The sequence below is a fragment of the Embleya sp. NPDC001921 genome (assembly GCF_053594475.1).
The window spans coordinates 111609-134529 of sequence record NZ_JBSFEO010000009.1; the positions used below are offsets into that span (position 1 = coordinate 111609).

The window sequence follows — 22921 nt, forward strand, 5'->3', positions numbered from 1 at the left end:
CCGACCCCCGCCGGGGGGGGGGGGGGGGCGCGCCCCCCCCCCCCCCCCCCCGCCCGCGTTCGTGCGAGGGATCGCCGGGAGGCGGACTAGCCGGAGATCTGTATCTCGTAGGGCGCCGACTCCACACCGGAGGCGGACACCACACACAACTCCACCCGGCCCGGGTCCACGTCGACCGGGACCGGGACCACCACGCACGCGTCGGAGGGGTTGGCGAAACCGGTGTCGGCCGGGATCAGCGGGGCGTGCACGTGCACCGCGCCGAACTTGACCACCACCCGGGCGAGCAGGTCCGCCTCGTGCGAGCCGCCCGCCGCGAGGTTGATCCCGCGCACCTCGATGTCGTCGCCTTGGCGCACCGCCGAGTCCAGGTCGCCGCGGGTGCGCACGCGGACCACGGACAGGATCACCGGGCGGTCGTTCTCGGCCAGCTTGCCCGCGAGGTAGGTGATCACCGAGACCAGGGCGAGCGCGACCAACGTGGCCGGGATGTCCGGGAGCCGGTCCGGGTCGCGGGCCAGGCCGACCACGACGAAGCCCACCGCGACCAGGTTGACCAGGACGTACTGCGCGTCCACGAAGGAGGCCCGGCCCGCGTCGTCGGTCACCAGGTCGCGCAGCGAGGCCTGGTCGGCGCGCAGCTTCTGGAGCACGCGTCGACCGACCTTGTCGCCGACGACGCGGCGGACCGCCACCGCGGCGAGCAGCGGCGCCGCCACCAGGGTGATCTGGTCCAGCGCGATGTCGCCGAGCCGGTCCAGGAGCCGGTCGCGATCGCCGGTCCCGGACGCGGAGGCGAGCCGCATGCCCAGGAAGGCGAAGCAGTACATCAGCGCCACCATCCACAGCGCGGCGACCGCCTTGGAGGTGGACAGGCGGCCGTCCAGGCCCCGTACGGGGGCGAACACGCCGCCGCCCGCCCGGGCGGCCCACCCGACCACGCTGAGCGCTCCGGCGACCACCACGGCGGCCACGATCCCGGCGGTGCGCGAGCCGGTCCAGCCGGCGCCGATCGCGGTGAGCGCCTGGACCAGGACCAGCACGGCGACCAGGAGCCACAGCACGATCAGCGCGCGCCCGCCGAGCACTTGCAGCCAGGCGCGTCCCTGGGCCCGGCGTATGGCGGCCAACTCCTGCGCCTTGCCGCGCAGTTCGTCGGAGATCCACTGGCGCGCACCGCCGTCGGAGTGGGCGACCGCCGAGGGCACACCCTCCTTGCGGGCCAGTGCCCGCCGCAACGTCTCGAAATCGGCGACGGTCCTGCGGTATTCCTCCCGGACCACGCAATGACAGTCCGGTCCGTGCACACCGACACCGTGCGCCACTTCGCCACGCCCTCCCCACCACCACATACGAACGTGCTCGTTCAGCGGCACATTGTGCCGCATCCGAGGGAGGTCGTACGGGCCCGGTCGGGCGATCGCACGGATTGTCGATCGAACATCCGACGCAACGTCAACTTCCGTGTCCCACAAGGCGTCCCGCCGGCCCGCCGAGCGGGCCCGGGCAAGGCCCGGACGGGCCGCCGGCCCCCGTCCGAAATCGGGCGGAGGCCGGCGAAAGCACGTGCGAGCGGGTGTGGACTACTCCCACTCGATGGTGCCCGGGGGCTTGCTGGTGACGTCCAGCGTGACCCGGTTGATCTCCCGGACCTCGTTGGTGATCCGGTTGGAGATCCGGGCCAGCAGGTCGTAGGGCAGGCGCGACCAGTCGGCCGTCATGGCGTCCTCGGAGGACACCGGGCGCAACACGATCGGGTGACCGTAGGTACGGCCGTCGCCCTGCACGCCGACCGAGCGCACGTCCGCGAGCAGCACGACCGGGCACTGCCAGATCTCCCGGTCCAGGCCCGCCCGGGACAACTCCTCACGAGCGATCGCGTCCGCCTCGCGCAGGATCTCCAGCCGGTCGGCGGTGACCTCGCCGATGATCCGGATTCCCAGACCGGGGCCCGGGAACGGCTGGCGCCACACGATCTCGGACGGCAGGCCCAGCTGCTCGCCGACCGCGCGCACCTCGTCCTTGAACAGCTTGCGCAGCGGCTCGATCAGCTTGAACTGGAGGTCCTCGGGCAGCCCGCCCACGTTGTGGTGCGACTTGATGTTCGCGGTGCCGGTGCCGCCGCCGGACTCGACCACATCCGGGTACAGCGTGCCCTGCACCAGGAACTCGACCTCCTCGCCGTGCGCGCCGGCCTCGGCGACCACCTCGGCCGCGGCCTGCTCGAACACGCGGATGAACTCGCGCCCGATGATCTTCCGCTTCTCCTCGGGGTCGGTGACCCCGGCGAGCGCGGTCAGGAAGCGCTCCTGCGCGTTGACCACCTTGAGCGAGACGCCGGTGGCCGCCACGTAGTCGCGCTCGACCTGCTCGGGCTCGTCCTTGCGCAGCAGCCCGTGGTCCACGAACACGCAGGTGAGCTTGTCGCCGACCGCGCGCTGCACGAGCGCCGCGGCGACCGCGGAGTCCACGCCGCCGGACAGGCCGCAGATCACGTGCTTGTCGCCGACCGTCTCGCGGATCAGCTCGACCTGCTCCTCGACGATGTTGACCATCGTCCAGTTCGCCGAGAGCTTCGCGCCCACCTTCAGGAAGCGCTCCAGGATGGCCTGGCCGTGCTCGCTGTGCATCACCTCGGGGTGGTACTGCACGCCGTACAGCCGCGCCCCGTCGTTCTCGATCGCGGCGACCGGCGCACCCGCGCTGGTCGCGGTGACCGCGAAGCCCTGTGGCGCGCCGGAGACCGAGTCGCCGTGCGACATCCACACCGACAACGCGGCGGGCAGCCCGTCGAACAGCGTGCTGGTCGTCTCGGTCACGGTCAGCGGCGTCGCGCCGAACTCGGCCAGACCGGTCTTCTCGACCACGCCGCCCAGCGACTGCGCCATGGCCTGGAAGCCGTAGCAGATGCCGAGCACCGGCACGCCGGCCTCGAACAGCGCCGGGTCGATGCTGGGCGCGTCGTCCGCGTACACCGAGGAGGGGCCGCCGGACAGGATGATCGCGGCCGGCCGCTTCGCGAGCATCTCCGCGACGGGCATGCTGTGCGGCACGATCTCGCTGTACACACGGGCCTCGCGCACCCGGCGGGCGATGAGCTGGGCGTACTGGGCACCGAAGTCGACGACGAGGACGGTCTCGGTGCCGCCCCCGTCCGGGCTGGCAAAGGTCACGAGGGGCCTTCCGGCGAAGCGAAAAAAGGGGTGGATGCCGATTCTACCGGCGCCGCACGGGTGACCCCGGCTGGTGTCCGCGCCGGCGGCCCCGGCATACTGACGGCCATGTCCTCGTTCGGCGTGACGCGCGGCTTTACCTATGGCACCGGGATCCCCGGCGCCGCCGTCACCGCCTGAACGAGTACAGCCACAGGCAGACGAAGACGCCCCGGGTCCGGTACCCGGGGCGTCTTCGCGTTCACCGCCGCCGCCCCGGAGCACGGACCCCCTCCGGAGAGCAGGCCATCGATGGAAGACACCACCACGAACCCGCGGTCCCCCGACGACGTGATCGGCGCGGGCCGGGCCCGGATCGACGATCTCGACCGGCGGATCATCGCGCTGATCACCGAGCGGGTGGACACCTCGGCGGAGATCCAGCGGGTCCGCGTCGCGTCCGGTGGGAACCGGGTGCAGTTGTCCCGCGAGATGGAGGTGATCGCCCGCTACCGCGAGGGCTTGGGCAAGCCGGGCACGACCGTGGCGCTGACGCTTTTGGAGCTGTGCCGGGGTCGGGTCCGTCCGCGGGCGTAACCTCACCGCGCCGGCCGTCGTTGTGACTGATGGCCGGCCCGCTTGATGCGCGGGCCGGGCAACGCAGGACCGCCGACGCGATGAGGCGCGCTCAACCAGTGCGCCGTGGGACCTCGCGTCGGTGCCGTGACCGGGACGCAGGGGACAGCAACCGGTCACAACCCCGCCGGTGGCCGGTGTCGGGGACGCTCGACACCGGCCGCCGCGCCTTGGGCCGATCCGCGGATCGGCCCGAACGCGCCGCGCTTCGGCGTGCCTCATTCACCGCAAAGCGGATCTTTCACGCCATAGCCGCCGGCAGCGCCAAGAGTAGCGGGATTCCCGGCCCGGTTCGGCGGATCCGCGGAACCGCGGAACCGCGCCGAGGACGTCCGGTTAGCGCAAATGATGATCATTAACCGGTCGATAGATGTCATTTTGTCCCGACTTTCCGGCGCCCATTCCGGGCTCCCCCGGCGATCGGAATTCACCCTTGCGCACCCGCACGCCCCGCGAGCCGCACACCGCGCCGGCGCGCACCGCGCCGTGCGCGGCCACCCCGGCAGAGCGTCGGCGCGCACACTGAGCCGGCGCACGCGGGGCCGGTCGGCGCACGCGGCGGGTCAGCGCATCCGGAGGGTCTTCATGATCCGCAACGACAGGGTCAGCGAGCGGGCCCACTGCTCGTCGCTCATGCCGAAGGGCGCGGCGATCGGAAGCAGCCGCTGGGTGGCCACGGTCTGCGCCTCGGTGAACTTCATGATCCCCTCGGCGCCGTGCCGTCGGCCGAGGCCGGAGTCGCCCATGCCGCCCATCGGCGCGCCCGCGCTGCCGTACGCCGCCGCGTAGCCCTCGTTGACGTTGACCGTGCCCGCGCGCAGCCGCCGCGCGAGCGCACCGCCGCGCCGCGTGTCGCGCGTCCACACGCTCGCGTTGAGCCCGTAGGCGCTCTCGTTGGCGCGGGTGACGACGTCCTCCTCCTCGGTGAACGGGTACACGGACACCACCGGGCCGAACGTCTCCTCGGCGCACACCGCCATCTCGGGCGTAACGTCGGCGAGCACCGTCGGCTCGTAGAACAGCGGACCCAGGTCCGGTCGCGCGGTGCCGCCGATCAGCACCCGCGCGCCCGCCTCCCGGGCCTCGTCCACGTGCCTGCTCACCGCGTGCAACTGACGGCGCGAGACCAGGGAGCCCATGTCGGTCTCCCACGAGAAGCCGGCCGCGAGCCGCATGGTCTGGATCCGGGCCAGGAAGCGGTCCAGGAACGCGTCGTGGATGTCGGCGTGCACGTACATCCGCTCGATCGAGATGCACAGTTGTCCGGCGGAGGAGAAGCACGCGCGCACCGCGCCCTCGGCGGCCCGGTCCAGGTCCGCGTCCGGCAGCACGATCATCGCGTTCTTGCCGCCCAGCTCCAGCGACGCGCCGACCAGGCGTGCGGCGGCCCGCTGCGCCACCTCGCGGCCGGTGCGGGTGGAGCCGGTGAAGCCGACGTAGTCCGCGCCCTCGACCACGGCGGTGCCCACCACCGGGCCGTCGCCGAGCACGATCTGCCACAGGTCCTCGGGCAGGCCGCACTCGATCAGCACGTCCTGGGCCCACAGCGCGGTCAACGCGGTCTGCGTGTCCGGCTTCATCACCACCGCGTTGCCCGCGACGAAGGCCGGGATCGCGTCGCCGATGGACAGCGCCAGCGGGTAGTTCCACGGCGAGACCAGGCCGACCACGCCCTTGGGGTGACGCACCTCGATCGCCTTCGTCAGCACCGGCAGCGCACCGGCCCGGCGGCGCTCGCGCAGGTAGCCCGCGGCGCGCCGGCCGTAGTGCCGCGAGCACAGCGCGACCTCCAGGACCTCCTCGAACGCGTGCTTGCGCGCCTTGCCGGTCTCGGTCTGGATGATGTCCAGGATCTCCGACTGACGCTCCAGGACCTTGTCGTGGAACCGCAGGAACACCGCCGTGCGCTCGCGCACCGAACGTTTGGCCCACGCGGTCTGCGCGAGCCGCGCGCGGGCGAACGCGGAGGTCACGTTCTCCGGGGTGGACTCCGGGAGTTCGGCGATCGGCGACCCGTCGAACGGACTGCGGGTGGTCACCATCGTCGGCACGGGGCCGGTCACGACGCGACGGGCGAGCCGCTCGGCGGGCAGGCTCGGCAGGTCGATGGATGCTGCTGCGGGCGCGGGCGCTGCGATGTCCGTCATGGCGTCCAGCCTAGACAGCACTACTTGGCGGTAACAAGAACCGTCCGGTGCGAGGGCGGGCACGGCGCGTCCGTGCCCGCCGGATCCACCGGTCGGCGCCGCTCAGTCCGTGTCGAGATCGGCCAGCGCCGACTCGATGGTGCGGTGGTAGGTCGGATAGGCGTACATCATGTTTCGCAGCGTGGCCACCGGCACCGCCGCGCGGACGGCGACCACGAGCGCGCCCAGGATCTCGCCGCCGGCCGGGCCCACGGCCGTGGCGCCGACCAGCACGCCCCGGTCGACGTCCTCGATCACCTTGACGAAGCCGCGCGCGCCGGTGATGTGGCCGCGCGAGGAGGCGGCCAGGTCGGCGAGGCCGATCCGCACGGTGAGCCCGGCGGCCCGGGCCTGATGCTCGGTCAGCCCCACGGCGCCGATCTCCGGGTCGACGAACGTCACCCGCGGCAGCGCGCTGTGGTCCGCGTCCGGGCCCGCCGAGCCGCGACCGATCGTGTGCAGGACCGCCTTGGTCACGATGGCCGACTGGTACATCGCCACGTGGGTGAACGCGCCCTGCCCGGTGACGTCGCCCACCGCCCACACCGCCGGCGGCTCACCACCGGGCCGCACCCGCAACTGCCCGTCCACCGGCAGCGCGTGCGCGTGCGGGTCGACGCCGAGCGCCTCCGCGCCGAGTGCGGCCATGTCCACCCGCCGGCCCGTGGCCACGAGCAGCTTCTCCGCCTCGATCGAGCGCCCGTCGGACAACGACAGGGTGAACGTCTTGCCGTCGTACGCGACCCGCTCGGCCCGCACGCCCAGGTGGATCCGCACGCCGTCCTCGCCCAGCGCCCACGCGGCCAGTTCCGAGGACTCCTGGTCCTCGACCGCCAGCACCCGTTCGCCGTTCTCCACGATCGTCACGTCGGTGCCGAACCGGGCGAACACCTGGGCGAGTTCCAGACCGATCGCGCCGCCGCCGAGCACCGCGAGCGAGCGTGGCGCCTCGTCGGCCTCGATCGCCTCGCGGTTGGTCCACAGCGGAGTGCCCGCCAGACCCTCGATCGGCGGCACGAACGCCTTGGTGCCGGTGCCGACCACGATCGCGTGCCGAGCCCGGAAACGCCGCACGACGCCGTCCGCGTCGGTCGCCTCGACCGTGTCCACGTCGGTGATCCGGCCGGCGCCCCGAACGAACGTCATGCCCTTGTCGACCAGCCGGTCCACCGCCGCCCGGTCGTTCCAGTCGGCGGTCAACTCGCGCACCCGGGCGGCGACCTTCGACCAGTCGGGATGCTCCTGGTGCCGGGCCTGGCCGGCCGCGTGGACCATCGCCTTGGACGGGATGCACCCCCAGTACGGACACTCGCCGCCGACCAGGCCGTCCTCGATGCCCACGACCTCCAGCCCGGCCGAGGCCAGGTTGCCGGCGACGGCCTCACCGCCCACGCCGAGACCGAGGACGATCACGTCGACGTCGACGGGTGCGGAAGATGCGGGGCGATGCGTGGTCACGTGCGTACCTCCGGGGATGGCTGGGCTCCCCCGGACCGTACCCCGGGACTCGGCCCCGACTCACGCGTCAGCGGCCCTGAAAGGACTCCGTCATCTTCAGGAACCGGTCTTCCGAGACCGAGTTCCAGTTGGCCTCGTAGGACCCCACGTACAACGCGTAGTCCACGTTGCTGTTCGTCACGATGCCCAGGTTCATCGCGTGGCTGGGCACCCGCTTCGCGGGGTCCTCACCGATCGGGTCGCCCTCCCACGTGTACTCCCACAGCACCGCCTTGCGCGAGCCGGGCGGAAGAGGAGTGAAGTTCCGCAGTTGCATGCGGTTGTACGCGGTCCGCTTCTGCGCGCCCGGCTCGACGACCGTCTCGAAGTTCCCCTTGGGGTCGTTGCCCACCGGGGTCGCGCCGATCAGGTAGACCGTCTTCTTGTCCGCCGTCAGGTACTTGATCTGGTCGCGGTTGACTCCGGTCAGACTGCGGGTCGCGCCCGGGGGCATGAACAGCGAGAACCCGAGCGGGTCGCGGACCAGTTCGTAGCCGGCGGGCGGGTTGGCCGGCCGGCCGGACACGCTCGGGGGAGGCGTCGAGGGGCCGGCGCTGCCCGGCGGTGTGTTGCTCGGCGCGCTGCTCCCCGTCGGCCCCGGGGTGGCCCCGCCCGACGGGGACGGGTTCGCCGTCGCCTTGTCGTCCTTGTCCTTGGTGACCACGATGCCCACCACGACACCGCCCACGATCAGCGCGACCACGAGCGCGACGACCGCGACGACCCGCCCTCTGCCGCCACGCCGCGGCTCCGGCGTCGGGCGGTACGGCTCCGGCGCGGTCGGCGGCCGGTGCGGCGGGGCGCCGGCCGGTGGGTTGGTGCGGGTCGAGGACGTCCCCGCGTCGGCGGGCGAGTGCGCCGGCTGCGACCACGCCGCGGGCGGCGTGTTGCCGCCCGGGTGCTGGGTCGCGCCGCTGTCGGAGCCGGGCTGCGCGTGCTGGTGCGGGTCGTACACACCGACCGGGGTGGTCGGGGCCTGCGGCGCGGGGTTGTGCGTGGGCGGCGGAGGGACCGCGTCGAACTGCCGCGACGGCGTCGAGTTCGCCACCTCGCGCAGGATCCGGGCCCCCTCCTCGACGCCCATCCGCAGGCCCGGGTCCTTGATCAGCCAGCCGTCGATCACCGGTTCGAGCCCGCCCGCGTGCCGGGGCGGGTCGGCCTGATCGGTCAGGATCGCGTTCAGCGTGCTGATCATCGTGCCCCGGCGGAACGGGTTCCGGCCCTCCACCGCCATGTAGAGCACGACCGCCAGCGACCACAGGTCGGCGGCGAGCAGGGGACGCTTGCCCTCGGCCCGCTCGGGCGCCAGGAAGTCCGGCGAACCGACCAGCATGCCGGTGGTGGTGAGCGTCGCGGTGCCGGTCGCGGTGGCGATCCCGAAGTCGGTGAGCACGACCCGGCCGTGCGGGGTGACCAGGATGTTCGCGGGCTTGACGTCGCGGTGCAGCACGCCCTTGTCGTCGGCGGCGAGCAGCGCGTCGAGCACCTTGATGCCGAGTTCGGCGGCGTCCGCCGGGGTCAGCGTGCCCTGCGTCTCCAGGATCTCGGCCAGCGACTGGGCCTCGACCAACTCCATCACGATCCACGGGACGCCGGCGTCCTCGACCACGTCGTGGATGGTGACCACGTTGGGATGACCGATCCGGGCGGCCGAACGGGCCTCGCGCAGCGTGCGTTCGCGGGCGAGGTCCTTCTCCTCGTCGTCGAGGTGGTCCGGCAGTCGCAACTCCTTGATCGCGACGTCACGGTGCAGCATCTCGTCCACGGCACGCCATACCGTGCCCATGCCGCCTCGGCCGAGCATGGTGCCCAACCGGTAGCGCCCGCCGACGATCCGACCGCGCGTGCCCCCGGTCTGTGCCACGTACCCTCCCCGCGTCAGCCGACTGTCCCGCCGGCCATCTCCAGACTAGAACCCGTCACATTAGATGCGACCCCGGGATCGGCGGGAGGATGCGAGCCTCGGGCGCGTCGACCGCCCCCGGAGGGGTTCTTCGATCCCTGGTCGGGCGACCGAGGACACCCCCTCGACCGGGTGTGCGATCGGGGGTCGCCGGCACACCCTACGGTGTGCCGGCCGACCGGGATCAGTTCGCCGCCGTCGCACCGCCCTGGTTCCGCGGTACGCCGCTCGCCCCGCCGCCGCCCTTCGACGGGTCGATCGGCGGGCGTGTGGTCGCCGGAGCCGTGGTGCGCGGCGGCGAGGTCGTGGTCGGCGGTCGCGAGGTGGGCGGGCGCGACGTGGACGGGTTGCCCGTGTTCGAGGTGGTGGGCCGGGAGGTGCGGGTCGACCCGCCGCCCTGGCTGCTGTTGCCCGAGGTGCCGGTGCCGCTTTGTCCGGTGCCGGCCGAACTGCCCGTGGTGTGCAGCACGTCGCTGCGGTTGCCGGTGCCCTGCGGGTTCGCGGCCGCCGACGCGCCCTGCGAGGAGCCGCCCCTCCCGGGCGAGTCGGGGTCGCCGCCGCTGCCGCCGCCCTGTCCGCCCATCGCGGCCGGCACCCAGATCGCCAGCGCGGCCACCGCCGCGGCGACCATGCCGCCCAGGACGATGGTCTTGCGCCGCTTCTTGGCCGCGCGGTCGTCGGGGGCCGCGGGTCCCGGGGCCGCGCCGATCAGCACCGGATTGGGCCGGTCGTCGGCGGTCTCGGACCCGTGGACCGCGTCGGCGGGCGAATAGGCGTGCGACCCGGTCAGCGGATACCCGCCCGTCGCACCGCCCGGATCGGCCCGACTCACCGCGCCGAACGGCGGCGCCGGGCTCACCGACGGCTCCTGCTGCCAGATCGGCGGCGGCGCCTGCGGGGTATGCGGGGTCTCCGGCGACTGCGGGGCCTGCGGGGCCTGCTGCCAGGACGACTGGGTCACACCCCGCACACCGCCCGGGTCCTCCACCGTCGCCGTCCCCGGCGGGATCGGAGCCGCGCTCGGCTCCTGGGGGGCGGGCGCGCCGCTGACCAGCGCGGCCATCAGCAGACGCTCGGTGTCGTCCTCGTCGGCCCGCTCCAGCGGGTCCTTGCGCAGCAACGCCTCGATCGCCGGCCACAGCGCGCCGGACTGGCGCGGCGGCGCGGGCTCGTCGGTGAGCACGGCGCTGAGCGTGTCCATCGCGCCGGTGCGCCGGAACGGCGAGAAGCCCTCCACCGCCTGATACAGGGTCACCCCGAGCGACCACAGGTCCGAGGCCGGGCCGGGCCGGCGCCCGAGCACACGTTCGGGCGCGAGGTATTCGGGCGAGCCGACCAGCATCCCGGTCGCGGTGAGCGTCACCGAGCCGGCCACGGTGGCGATGCCGAAGTCGGTCAGCACGATCCGACCGCCGGGCGCCATCAGGATGTTGCTGGGCTTGACGTCCCGGTGCAGCACGTCGGCGGCGCGCGCGGCGCGCAGCGCGGCGAGCACCGCCAAGCCGACCTCCGCCGCCTCGTGCGGGGCCATCCGGCCCTCTTCCAGCACGTCGGTGAGGGAGGGGGCGCGGACCAGCTCCATCACGATCCACGGACGCCCGTCGTCCTCGGCGACGTCGAAGATGGTGACCACATTGGGATGGGTGATCCGGGCCGCCGCGCGGGCCTCGCGCAGCGCGCGCTCGCAGCGCCCCTGGGTCTCCATCTCGTCCAGGTCGTCCGGTATCCGGACCTCCTTGACCGCGACGTCCCGGCGCAAGAGCTCGTCGAAGGCGAGCCAGACCGTGCCCATCCCGCCGCGTCCGAGCGGTTCGCCCAACCGATAGCGCCCATCCACCAGGCGGCCGTGCGAGCCGCTGTCGTGTGCCACGTGGTCCTCCCCAAGACCGTGGACACCACCGATCCGCCCCGTCGGCGCGTCATTGGCGTCACGGGTAAGACGTCCGGTGTGCTCCGAAGGTTCCGCCCCGGAGCGTTCGGTTCACGCGCCCGGCGCGAAACTCTCGCGCGCCGCGTCGAAGGCCGAACGCACCAGCGCCGAGCCGGAGTCCGGTCCGGAGACCCAGAAGTCCCAGGTCCGGCCGTCCTCGACGAAGCGCATGTTGATCGATCGGCGCACGGTGCCCCGGTCGTTCCAGCTGAACTCCCAGAGTCCGGCGACCTGTCCGTGCACGGTGGTGCACTCGAGCCGGATCCGGTGGTAGTCCGTTCCGTTTCCGATGAAGGTGCCCGGTCCCAGGCCCTTGGACTCCTGTACGGCCAATTCGCCGCACGGATCGCCCTTGGCGTCGGACGCGTCCGGGCGCACCCCGAGGCGGTACAGGTCGTCCGGCGAGCGGTAGTAGACCCGCTCGCCGACGGCGTCGCGGTCGGTCCATTCGGCCGGCACCAGGACGGTGAACGCGCCGCGCGAGGTGACCCGCCGGAAGCCGCCCGGCGGCCCCGTCGGGGCGGGGGTGTGCACCCGCGCGGGCGTCGTCGCGGGCCCGACGCCGCCCGGGTCGGTCGTGCCGCTCGCGCGAGCGCCGCCGGTCGCGGTCGCCGGCGTGTCCGGTTGGGCGACGCCGGGGCCGGCCGAGGTCGCCGGGGCCGTCGGGCGCGGACCGCTCGCCGAGGCCACGTCCGGGCGGTCGACCCCGTTCCGCCCCACCAGCACGCCGATCGTGACGCCGGCGGCGGACAGCAGCACCGCGACCACCGTGCCGAGCACGATGAACAGCCGGGTCGGGCGCCCGGTCGGTGCGGGAGTCGGCGGCCCGGGCGGCATCGGCGGCGGACCGGCCGGCGGCGGAGCCGGCGAGACGGCGCCCGGGAGCGGGACCGAACGCGGAACCGGGGGCGGGAGCGAGGGCGGGAGCGGTGGCGGTACCAGGGGCGGGACCGGCACGGGCATCGGCTCGCGCACGACGGTGGCCTCGTCATCCGGGCGCGCCGTCGACCCGCCGCTCCCACCCCCCTCGGCCAGCAGCGGCGCCGCGGCCGCGGCCGTCATCCGCGCGGCCGGATCCCGGGTGAGCAGCCCGAGCACGGCCTCGGCGAGCGGCCCGGCGCACCCGGGCGGCGGGCAGGTCCCGGCCGCGACCGCCCGCAACGTGGCCAGCGGGTTGTCCCGGCGGAACGGCGAGCGCCCCTCGACCATCTCGTAGAGCGTCACGCCCAGCGACCACAGGTCGGCGGCCGGCCCGGACGGCTGCCCGCTCGCGCGCTCGGGCGCCATGTACTCGGGGGTGCCCGCCGTCGCGCCGGTCTCGGTGACCGAGGGCGCGTCCGAGTGGGTGGCGATGCCGAAGTCGGTCAGCACCACGCCGTCGTCCTCGTCGACCATGACGTTGGCCGGTTTCACGTCGCGGTGCTCGATGCCGACCGCGTGCACGGCGGCCAGGCCCGCGAGCATCCGCGCGCCGATCCGCGCGGCCCGGTCCGGCGCCATGGCGCCCTCGGCGATCAGCGCGGTCAGCGGCCGGCCGGGCAGCAGTTGCATGACGATCCACGGGCGGCCGTCCTCGACCACGACGTCGAACACGGTGACCACGTTCGCGTGCCGGACCCGGCCCGCCGCGCGCACCTCACGCCGCATCCGCGCCGAGCGCCGCTCGACCTCGTCGGCTTCCAGGTGCTCGGGCAGCCGCAACTCCTTGATCGCCACGTCCCGCCCGATGGTCGGGTCGTGCGCCCGCCAGACCACCCCCATGCCGCCCTGACCGAGCACCTCGACCAGCCGATACCGCCCCGCGAGCACGCGCCCACTCATTCCGACCCCTCGACACGATCGTCTCCGCGTCGACCCGGGTCAGCCCGCGATCGACAGGTGTCCACGCGCGTGCTCGTAGTACGCGCCGGCGGTCCCCCACAGATCGTCGCGTCCGCGTACGGTCAGCCAGTAGCGCACGCCGGACGCGGTACGGACCACCAGGTCCTTGCCGTGGTAGGGGATCAGGTCCTGGCCGCGCCAGACGTACTCCCACTCCGCGGCCTCGTGCCCGCGGTAGTCGGTGGCCCGCAGGAGCAGCCGTTCGTAGTCCTCGCCGTCCAGTCGCTCCCGGCCGCCGATGCTGCCGTGCTCACGGTGCGCGACCGATTCCTCCGGGGCCATCACGATGCCCCGATCCACCGTCACGGTCACCGAGATCAGCCGGTCCGGATCGGTCACCGTCAACCCGCTGGGGCTGTCCGTGCAGGTCCAGCCCTCCGGGACGGGCAGCGCGAAGCCCAGATCGGTCCGCCGCCGGCGACGCAGTCGCGGTATCACCTTGTTGTCCACGAACGGGCCGACCACCAGGCAGCCGCCGATCAGGGCGCCCACGATGATCGGGTCGGGATTGATCCGCGCGGCCTCCAGGGCCCCGCCGGCGATCACCCCGAGCAACATCGCGATCGGCACCGAGCGGGAGATCCGCCGGTGCGGCAACACCAGCCACACGCTCAGCGCGAGCGCGAGCAGCACGATCGTGTACATCCCGGTCCAGTTGCCGAACGCGGCCAACCAGCGCGCGCCGGCCGCGGTGGCGATGCCGACCGAGGTCAGGATGGTCGTCCAGTGCCGGAACCACCAGCGCGGCCAGCGTCGGTAGCGGGCCCGGAAGACGCCGCCCTCGCGGGGCAGCCGCACATTGGGCGAGGTCTCGTCCAGGCTGCCCCGGCCGGGCCGGTAGGCGGTGGCGCCGATCTTGCCCGGCGGCCGGGGCGTGCGCCGCCCGGGCGGCGCCTGGGGGTGGCCGGACACCCGCACGCCGTGCCGACGGACCGCGCCGGGGCGGGTCCGGTCCGGGACGAAGCGCTCGGCGATCTGGCCGCCGGCCGGGTTGGGACCGCTCTCGACGACCTCCAGGAGCAGTTCGCGCACATGCCCCGGCGAGCCGCGCCGGCTCGGGTCCTTGACCATCAGCGCCTTGAGCACCGGGGTCAGCGGGCCGGCCAGGAAGATCTCCGGGAAGCGGCCCGCGGCGACCGCGCCGAGCGTGGCCGCGTGCGTGTTGCGGCGAAACGCCGGGCGGCCCTCGACCGCCTCGAACAACGTCGCGCCCAGCGACCACAGGTCGGCCTCCGGCCCGGGCGGCTCGCCCGCGATCTGCTCGGGCGCCAGGTATTCGGGCGATCCCACCATCGCGCCGGCCTGGGTGAGCGTGGCGCTGTCCTCGACCGAGGCGACCCCGAAGTCGGTGAGCACGACCCGGCCGTTGCGGGCGAGCAGCACGTTGGCGGGCTTGACGTCCCGGTGCAGCACGCCGGCCTCGTGCGCGGCCTCCAGCGCCGCGAGCAGCCGCAGCCCCAGCTCGGCGACCTGCTCGGGCGGGATCGGCCCCTCCTTGTCCAGTTCCTGCGCCAGGGACAGGCCGCGGACCAGCTCCATCACGATCCACGGCCGCCCGTCCTCCTCGGCCACGTCGAAGATGGTCACCACGTTGGGATGGTCGATCCGGGCCGCCGCGCGCGCCTCGCGCAACATCCGCGCGCTCAGCGTGCCGCGCTCGTCGTCGTCCTCGTAGCGAGGCAGCCGCATCTCCTTGACCGCCACGTCGCGGTCGAGCATGGCGTCCACGGCCCGCCAGACCGTGCCCATGCCGCCCCGGCCCAGTTGATCACCCAGGCGGTATCGCCCCGCGACCAAACGCTCGGGTGCTTCCGGGTCGGTCAAGTCTCTCGCTCCCCATGCAGCCGCGGCCCCGCCGCGCGATCGGGTGGTTGCCCTTCCATACTCCAGTCCGGCGGCGCGCGGGGTCCACCGGTTCCGGGACGAACATCGCCGAAAGACACCTGGCCGGCGTATCGATGGAACGCGACGACGCCCCGGAAGGTGCCCCAACCGCGGCGCGATCAACCGTGCCGGGCGGGTCGGTCGATCGCCGGCCGCTCCCGCGCCGATCGCGGGCCCCGCACGGGCCGCGCGCCGGGTCGGGCGCCGGATCGGGCACCGCCTCACCCGGGCACGATGTCCTCGGCGCCCAGCCGCACCGCGTCCGCGGTGTGATCGTCCATCTGCTCCTGCGAGGACCGCTCCGCCTCGATCCGCTTGAGGTAGTACTCCACCTCCCGCCGGGACTGCTCCTCCTCCCACCCCAACACCCGCGTCATCAAGGCAGCGCAGGCCCGCGCCGCCCGCGCGCCGCGGTCGAACGTCTCGATCGAGACCCGGGTCCGCCGATCCAGCACGTCGCCCAGGTGCAGCGCGCCCTCGTGGGTGCACGCGTACACCACCTCGGCGGCGAGATAGTCGTCCGCGCCGTCCAGCGGATAGGCCAACTCCGGATCGTCCGCGATCAGCGCGAGCACCTCCTCGATCATCGACCCGTACCGGTTCAACAGGTGCTCCACCCGGGCCACGTGCAGCCCGGTCCGCGTCGCGATCGAGGCCCGCGCGTTCCACAGCGCCGAATACCCCTCCGCGCCGGCCAGCGGCACCGTCTCGGTGCAGCTCGGCGGGACCTTGCGGTCCAGCCCGTGCACGGCCGCGTCCACCGCGTCCGCGGCCATCACCCGATACGTCGTGTACTTGCCGCCCGCGACCACCACCAGACCGGGCACCGGGTGCGCGACGGTGTGCTCGCGCGAGAGTTGCGACGTGGCGTCCGACTCGCCGGCCAGCAGCGGCCGCAGTCCCGCGTACACGCCCTCGACGTCCTCCCGGGTGAGCGGCACCGCCAGGACCCGGTTGACGTGCTCCAGCAGGTACTCGATGTCCGCCCGGCTGGCCGCGGGGTGCACCTTGTCCAGGTCCCACCGGGTGTCCGTGGTGCCGACGATCCAGTGCCGCCCCCACGGGATCACGAACAGCACGCTCTTCTCGGTGCGCAGGATCAGGCCGGTGGAGGAGTGGATCCGGTCCCTGGGCACCACCAGGTGGATGCCCTTGGACGCGCGCACGTGGAACTGCCCGCGCTCGCCGACCAGGGCCTGCGTCTCGTCCGTCCACACCCCGGTCGCGTTGACCACCTGCCCGGCCCGGATGTCGTACGTCCCGCCGGTCTCCATGTCGCGCACGTGCACGCCCACCACCCGCTCGCCCTCGCGCAGGAACCCGGTCACCGTCGCGCGCGAGGCCACGTGCGCGCCGTAGCCGGCGGCGGTACGCACCAGCGTCATCGTGTACCGCGCGTCGTCCATCTGCGCGTCGTAGTACTGCACCGCGCCCACCAGCGAGTCCTTGCGCAACGCCGGTGCCAGGCGCAGCGCCTGACGCCGAGTCAGTTGCCGGTGCCGGGGCAGCCCGCGAGCACGCCCGGCGGAGGCCGCCATGGTGTCGTAGAGCGTCACCCCGGCCGTGACGTACGGCCGTTCCCACCCCCGATGGCGCAGCGGGTACAGGAACGACACCGGCTTGACCAGGTGCGGCGCGAGCGTGCGCAACAGCAGTCCGCGCTCGCGCAACGCCTCGCGCACCAGCGCGAAATCGAGCATCTCCAGGTAACGCAGGCCGCCGTGGATCAGCTTGCTGGATCGGCTGGAGGTGCCGGACGCCCAGTCGCGCGCCTCCAGCAGTCCCACCGAGAGGCCGCGCGTGACCGCGTCGAGGGCGGTGCCCGCGCCGACCACGCCGCCGCCCACCACGACCACGTCCAATTCGCGCTCGCTCATCCGCCGCAACGCCTGCGCGCGCGCCCGAGGTCCCATCGCCGTGGTCCGCATCAGCCACCTCCGAAACCGATCATCACCCACCGGACCACACCGATCGGGCGACTCGCCCCACCCCCGCCTACCCAATGCCCCGTCGGCCCGACCACGCGCCGCGTCATTCCGGGTGGGTTCGGACACCGGCGCCGTGGCCAAACAGACGCGGGCCGGTTCCCCGCGTTCGGCACCGGGGGCTGCGGCGCCTCCGCCGATCCCACGTGCGCCCGCGCGCCCGCGAACGGCACGACCACCGGGATCTGCCGCCGAGATTGATCCGTCGCGACCGCGAACGGCCCCGAACACCAAGGGTGTTCGGGGCCGTTGGGCAACTTCGGTCCGGGTCGGCTTCGGCCGGTGCGCGGACTTCGTCGGTACGCGGACTTCGGTCAGTGCGCGGGCGAGACGGTGACCTCGACCTGCTGGAACTTCTTCAGCTCCGAGTAGCCGGTGGTGGCCATCGCCCGGCGCAGCGCGCCGAACAGGTTCATCGAACCGTCGGACACGTGCGAGGGGCCGAGCAGGATCTCCTCCAGCGTGCCCACCGCGCCCAGGTTCATCCGCCGACCGCGCGGCAGTTCCGGGTGGTGCGCCTCGGAGCCCCAGTGGTGACCGGCGCCGGGGGCGTCGCTCGCCCGGGCCAGCGCCGAACCGATCATCACCGCGTCCGCGCCGCACGCGACCGCCTTGGCGATGTCGCCGCTGCGTCCCACGCTGCCGTCGGCGACCACGTGCACGTACCGGCCGCCGGACTCGTCCAGGTAGTCGCGGCGCGCCTCGGCCACGTCCGCCACCGCGGTGGCCATCGGCACCGCGACGCCGAGCACGCCGCGGGTGGTGTGCGCCGCCCCGCCGCCGAAGCCGACCAGGACCCCGGCCGCGCCGGCCCGCATCAGGTGCAGGGCGCCCTGGTAGGTCGCGCAACCGCCGACGATCACCGGCACGTCGAGGTCGTAGATGAACTGCTTGAGGTTCAGCGGCTCGGCGCGCCCGGAGACGTGCTCGGCCGAGACCGTGGTGCCGCGGATCACGAACACGTCCACGCCCGCGTCGATCACGGCCTTGTGGTACTGCGCGGTGCGCTGCGGCGACAGCGCCGCGGCGGTGACCACGCCCGAGTCGCGGATCTGCTTGATCCGCGCGCCGATCAGCTCCTCCTTGATCGGCTCGGCGTAGATCTCCTGCATCCGCCGGGTGGCCGCGTCCTCGTCCAGCGCGCCGATCTCCTCGATCAGCGGCGTCGGGTCCTCGTAGCGGGTCCACAGCCCTTCGAGGTTGAGCACGCCCAGGCCGCCCATGCGACCGACCTCGATCGCGGTCTGCGGCGACACGACACTGTCCATCGGCGCCGTCAGGAACGGCAGCTCGAACCGGTACGCGTCGATCTGCCACGCGATCGAGACCTCTTCGGGGTCCCGGGTCCGCCGGCTGGGGACGATGGCGACGTCGTCGAAGTGATAGGCACGCCGGCCACGCTTGCCCCGGCCGATTTCGACCTCAGTCACGTTGCGCCTCTCCTGCTGGAATCGGTGGATGGGAAAACCCGTATCCCAGGGTACGGGGCGGCCAAACCGGCGAGAGGCCCCGCCCGCGGTACGGACGAAGCCCCTCGGGGTGTGGCGCGATCTAGCGCGAGTGGTAGTTCGGCGCTTCCTGGGTCATGTGGATGTCGTGCGGGTGCGACTCCTTGAGCCCCGCCGAGGTGATCCGCACGAAGCGGCCCTTGTCCTGGAGCTCGGTGACGGTCGCGGCGCCCGCGTAGCCCATCGACGCGCGCAGGCCGCCGATCAACTGGTGCGCGACGGCGGAGAGCGGGCCCCGGTAGGGCACCTGGCCCTCGATGCCCTCGGGGACCAGCTTGTCCTCGGAGAGCACGTCGTCCTGGAAGTAGCGGTCCTTCGAGAAGGACTTGGCCTGGCCGCGCGACTGCATCGCGCCGAGCGAGCCCATGCCCCGGTAGGACTTGAACTGCTTGCCGTTGATGAAGATCAGGTCGCCGGGGCTCTCCTCGCAGCCCGCGAGCAGGCTGCCGAGCATCACGGTGTCCGCGCCGGCCGCGATCGCCTTGGCGATGTCGCCGGAGTACTGCAGGCCGCCGTCGCCGATCACCGGCACGCCCGCCGCGCGGGCGGCCTGGGCCGCCTCGTAGATCGCGGTGACCTGCGGCGCGCCCACGCCCGCGATCACCCGGGTGGTGCAGATCGAGCCCGGGCCGACGCCGACCTTGACGCCGTCCACGCCCGCGTCGATCAGCGCCTGCGCGCCGTCGCGGGTGGCGATGTTGCCGCCGATCACCTCGACCTTGGTGTTCGCCTTGACCTTGGCGATCATCTCCAGGACGTTGCGCGAGTGGCCGTGCGCGCTGTCCACCACGATGAAGTCGACGCCGGCCTCGACCAGCGCCTGGGCCCGGCGGTAGCTGTCGTCGCCGGTGCCGATCGCGGCGCCGACCACCAGTCGGCCGTCCGCGTCCTTGGTCGCGTTGGGGTACTGCTCGCTCTTGACGAAGTCCTTGACCGTGATCAGACCGCGCAACTTGCCCGCGTCGTCGATCAGCGGCAGCTTCTCCACCTTGTGCCGGCGCAGCAGTTCCATCGCCTGGTCGCCGGTGGTGCCGACCTTGCCGGTGACCAGCGGCATCGGGGTCATGATGTCGCGCACCCGGCGCGAGTGGTCGACCTCGAAGCGCAGGTCGCGGTTGGTCACGATGCCCAGCAGCCGACCGTTGTCGTCGGTGACCGGGACGCCGCTGATCCGGAACCGCGCGCACAGCGCGTCGACTTCCTGGAGCGTGGCGTCCGCGCCGATGGTGATCGGGTCGAGCACCATGCCTGCCTCGGAGCGCTTGACCGTGTCCGCCTGCGCGGCCTGGTCCTCGATCGAGAGGTTGCGGTGCAGCACGCCGACGCCGCCCTGACGGGCCATGGCGATCGCCATCCGGGCCTCGGTCACGGTGTCCATCGCGGAGGACAACAGCGGGATCCGGACGCGAATATTGCGGGTGACCCGGGCGGAGGTGTCCACCTCGCTCGGCACGACGTCGGACGCGCCCGGCAGCAGCAGGACATCGTCGTACGTCAGCCCGAGCATCGCGAACTTCTCGGGTACGCCGTCGGCCGTGAGACTCATGACACCTTCCGAAGGTATTCCGATGGACCGCTCCGCCGGCCCGCTCCCCGAACAGGACGGGTCCCCGGGTACGGCGGAAACGCGCTCTCGGCAAGCGGATGGGTGGATTGAGGGTTCATGCTACTGGCCCCGCGCGGTGCTTCGAGCCCGCTTGCCGATGGTGAGCACAACCGCCCACCGGGTCCGCGCCATTCCCGACCCGCCTCAGCAGCGGTCGGGCACCGCCCGGCGACGGTTCGCCGCGGTGCCGTCCACCTCGGCGAGCAGCGCGTCGAACAGCCGGGCGATCCGGTCCTGGGCGGGTGTGGGACGGCGCCGCCGCAACTGCTCGACGAGTTCGTCGTCCTGCCGCAGCAGGCCCAGGTCGGCGGTGCCGGATCGGCCGCCGAACCGCACACCGCCGCCGCTCACGCGGTCTTCTCCTCGCCCGCCAACGCCCTCAGGCGAGTCAGCGCACGGTGTTGCGCGACCCGCACCGCGCCGGGCGACATGCCCATCGCGCGCCCGGTCTCCTCGGCGGAGAGCCCGACGGCGACCCGCAGCACCAGCAACTCGCGCAGGTTGTCGGGAAGGCGCCCGAGCAGGGCCCGGGCGTGCGCGGCGTCACTGCGCCGCACCACCTGGTCCTCGGGGCCGGGATGGTCGTCCACCGCCTCGGGCAGATCACACGTGGGCACCGCGCCGCGCATCGCGGCACGCTGCACGTCGACCACCTTGTGTGCCGCGATGCCGAACACGAACGCCTCGAACGGGCGGCCCTCGTCCCGATAGCGCGGCAGCGCGGACAACACGGCCAGGCAGACCTCCTGCGCGGCGTCGTCCGCCGCGTGCTCGGCGCCGGAGACCCGGCCGAGCCGGGCCCGGCAGTAGCGCAACACCAGGGGTCGCACGTACGCGAGCAGTTCGTCGGTCGCCTGCACGTCCCCCTGGACCGCGCGAACCACGACGGCACGCATGCCGTCGTCGGCCTGCGCGTGTGCTTCGTACGGCTCGTCCGGCATTCGCTCGGGGGTCCCACCCATGCCATTCAGTATGCAGGGATCGGCGACCGAATCGCGGCCATGCCGACCCGGGGGACTCATCCGGCCCCCCGGGCAACGGCAATCACCGCACGGACCCTCGCCCGTCGGGGGCCGTCGGCACACGCCTCATCGCACAAGTCCCCACCGACCGTGCCCACCCGGGAGGCGACCCTCGAACCCCCCGCGGTCGGGGAAGTCCTCGCGTGTGTGCGTCATCGCACGAGTCCCCATCGGAATCCGAGCGCGACCGCGTGGGCCCGGTCGGACGCGCCCAGCTTCTTGAACAGCCGGCGCGCGTGGGTCTTGACGGTGTCCTCCGACAGGAACAGCTCGCGCCCGATCTCGGCGTTGCTGCGCCCGTGGCTCATCCCTTCGAGCACCTGGATCTCACGTGCCGTCAGGGTCGGCGCCACGCCCATGTCGGGCGAACGCAGACGCCGGGGCGCGAGCCGCCAGGTCGGGTCGGCGAGCGCCTGGGAGACGGTCGCGCGCAACTCCGCGCGCGACGCGTCCTTGTGCAGATATCCCCGAGCCCCGGCGGCGACCGCGAGGGCCACGCCGTCCAGGTCCTCGGCCATCGTCAGCATGATCACCCGTGCGCCGGGGTCGCCGGCCAGGAGGCGGCGCACCGCCTCGACGCCGCCGAGCCCGGGCATCCGCACGTCCATGAGGACGAGATCGGACCGCTCCGCGCCCCAGCGCCGCAGTACCTCCTCGCCACTCGTGGCCGTCGTCACCCTCTCGACGCCGGGGACCGTGGCCACCGCCCGCCGCAGGGTCTCCCGAACCAGCGGGGAATCGTCGCAGACCAGGACGGTCGTCATCGCCGGCCTCCGCAGTGGATCCGCGTCACGTTGAGCCTCCACGCCTGTACGTACCGTTTCCTTTGCGGCAGTCCCGAAGGACGGTGACTCGGGGCCTGACCCCGACCGCCTCCATCGCCAACCGCTTCACCCACCCCAACGAGCATCACTCGAAAGGGTTACGGGGGGAGTTCCGCTCCGCCGTTACGACAACGAGGCGACCGAGCCCGAGGACACGCACGGGTGATCCCTCGCGTACCCACCGTCACCTTCCACCGCTTCCCCACCCCGAATCCCGCCGAAGCGCACCCGCCGGCGCCCGTGAGCCACCAGAGTGAGTAATTTTTTCTGCTTTCGGTGCATAAGTGGGAATTAGGATTGGAACTGATCAATTCGTGACACAGTCGCACCTACTTCTGATCGCTTGATCACGACTGTTCTGCACGGTCTGCACCCGAGGTGGCAACCCTGCTCACCGACAACTCGTACGCGATAAGCAAGAGGGACGAGTCATGGCTGATTTCTCGCGACTCCCCGGCCCCAACGCCGATCTGTGGGACTGGCAGCTCTCGGCAGCCTGTCGCGGAGTCGACAGCGCACTGTTCTTCCATCCCGAAGGCGAGCGAGGCGCCGCCAGGGTCGCCCGAGAGGCTTCGGCCAAGGAAGTCTGCATGCGGTGCCCGGTACGTCGCCAGTGCGCCACGCACGCCCTGAAGGTGCGCGAGCCGTATGGCGTATGGGGCGGCCTCACCGAGGACGAACGGGTCGAACTCGACAGCGACCGCCGACACGGGGTCGCCGCGGAACGCGCGGCGGCCGCGGCCGGCGGCGCGTCCGTGACGCACTGACACACGCACTGACACACGCACGAAGCTCGGCGGCCCGCCCCCGGATCCGGGGGCGGGCCGCCGAGCTCGGTCGCGGCGCGGCACGTGTCACCACGAGCCGCGGCACGTGTCACCACGGCGACGCCGAGGCGCTCGCGATC

General features: G+C 72.9%; 16 protein-coding genes. 2 read left to right on the forward strand and 14 right to left on the reverse strand.

The annotated features are described in order from the left end of the window. Window positions 1-86: 86 nt before the first annotated feature. Together ACWCPW_RS13245 and guaA are read right to left on the reverse strand one after the other, a co-directional pair. Complete coding sequence (locus tag ACWCPW_RS13245) at window positions 87-1283, reverse strand: hypothetical protein (protein WP_449761669.1); 1197 nt, start codon at window positions 1281-1283, stop codon at window positions 87-89. Between the two features lie 300 nt (window positions 1284-1583). Further along, window positions 1584-3173, reverse strand: coding sequence for a glutamine-hydrolyzing GMP synthase (guaA, locus tag ACWCPW_RS13250; protein WP_449761670.1), 1590 nt, complete (start codon window positions 3171-3173; stop codon window positions 1584-1586). Window positions 3174-3464: 291 nt separating this feature from the next. Between guaA and ACWCPW_RS13255 the strand changes: the two genes are divergently transcribed. Continuing rightward, entirely contained in the window at window positions 3465-3749 is a 285-nt protein-coding gene (locus ACWCPW_RS13255) for a chorismate mutase (RefSeq protein WP_449761671.1), read from the forward strand. Window positions 3750-4351: 602 nt separating this feature from the next. On the opposite strand, the gene ACWCPW_RS13260 is transcribed toward ACWCPW_RS13255, so the two are convergent. The 12 genes from ACWCPW_RS13260 to ACWCPW_RS13315 all read right to left on the reverse strand — a co-directional run bounded on the left by ACWCPW_RS13260 (window position 4352) and on the right by ACWCPW_RS13315 (window position 21954). Continuing rightward, entirely contained in the window at window positions 4352-5935 is a 1584-nt protein-coding gene (locus ACWCPW_RS13260) for a succinic semialdehyde dehydrogenase (RefSeq protein ID WP_449761672.1), read from the reverse strand. Window positions 5936-6037: 102 nt separating this feature from the next. Further along, window positions 6038-7432, reverse strand: coding sequence for a dihydrolipoyl dehydrogenase family protein (locus tag ACWCPW_RS13265; protein ID WP_449761673.1), 1395 nt, complete (start codon window positions 7430-7432; stop codon window positions 6038-6040). 67 nt (window positions 7433-7499) lie between these two features. Continuing rightward, window positions 7500-9335, reverse strand: coding sequence for a protein kinase domain-containing protein (locus ACWCPW_RS13270; protein WP_449761674.1), 1836 nt, complete (start codon window positions 9333-9335; stop codon window positions 7500-7502). Between the two features lie 223 nt (window positions 9336-9558). After that, window positions 9559-11244 carry a protein kinase domain-containing protein gene (locus ACWCPW_RS13275; protein WP_449761675.1) on the reverse strand — a complete coding sequence of 562 codons (1686 nt, stop codon included), beginning with the start codon at window positions 11242-11244 and terminating at the stop codon, window positions 9559-9561. A 111-nt stretch (window positions 11245-11355) separates the two neighbouring features. Then, a complete protein-coding gene (locus ACWCPW_RS13280) occupies window positions 11356-13125 on the reverse strand; it encodes a serine/threonine-protein kinase (RefSeq protein WP_449761676.1) in 1770 nt (589 codons plus the stop codon). Between the two features lie 39 nt (window positions 13126-13164). Then, a complete protein-coding gene (locus ACWCPW_RS13285; RefSeq protein WP_449761677.1) occupies window positions 13165-15009 on the reverse strand; it encodes a serine/threonine-protein kinase in 1845 nt (614 codons plus the stop codon). Window positions 15010-15290: 281 nt separating this feature from the next. Continuing rightward, window positions 15291-16997: a glycerol-3-phosphate dehydrogenase/oxidase gene (locus ACWCPW_RS13290; protein WP_449761678.1), complete on the reverse strand. Its 1707-nt coding sequence runs from the start codon at window positions 16995-16997 to the stop codon at window positions 15291-15293. Between the two features lie 371 nt (window positions 16998-17368). After that, the gene (locus ACWCPW_RS13295) at window positions 17369-18484 is read right to left on the reverse strand and encodes a GuaB3 family IMP dehydrogenase-related protein (protein WP_078975688.1); all 1116 of its coding nucleotides are present in this window, start codon (window positions 18482-18484) and stop codon (window positions 17369-17371) included. Window positions 18485-18605: 121 nt separating this feature from the next. Continuing rightward, window positions 18606-20108, reverse strand: coding sequence for an IMP dehydrogenase (gene guaB / locus ACWCPW_RS13300; protein ID WP_395871626.1), 1503 nt, complete (start codon window positions 20106-20108; stop codon window positions 18606-18608). A 204-nt stretch (window positions 20109-20312) separates the two neighbouring features. After that, a complete protein-coding gene (locus ACWCPW_RS13305; protein ID WP_395871627.1) occupies window positions 20313-20519 on the reverse strand; it encodes a hypothetical protein in 207 nt (68 codons plus the stop codon). Continuing rightward, a complete protein-coding gene (gene shbA, locus ACWCPW_RS13310) occupies window positions 20516-21109 on the reverse strand; it encodes an RNA polymerase sigma factor ShbA (RefSeq protein ID WP_205354273.1) in 594 nt (197 codons plus the stop codon). The genes ACWCPW_RS13305 and shbA overlap by 4 nt, the downstream gene beginning before the upstream one ends. 233 nt (window positions 21110-21342) lie before the next feature. After that, the gene (locus ACWCPW_RS13315; protein WP_020549179.1) at window positions 21343-21954 is read right to left on the reverse strand and encodes a response regulator transcription factor; all 612 of its coding nucleotides are present in this window, start codon (window positions 21952-21954) and stop codon (window positions 21343-21345) included. 491 nt (window positions 21955-22445) lie between these two features. Here ACWCPW_RS13315 and ACWCPW_RS13320 point away from each other — a divergent pair, with 491 nt between their 5' ends. Beyond that, entirely contained in the window at window positions 22446-22781 is a 336-nt protein-coding gene (locus ACWCPW_RS13320; protein WP_395871629.1) for a WhiB family transcriptional regulator, read from the forward strand. Window positions 22782-22921: the final 140 nt, after the last annotated feature.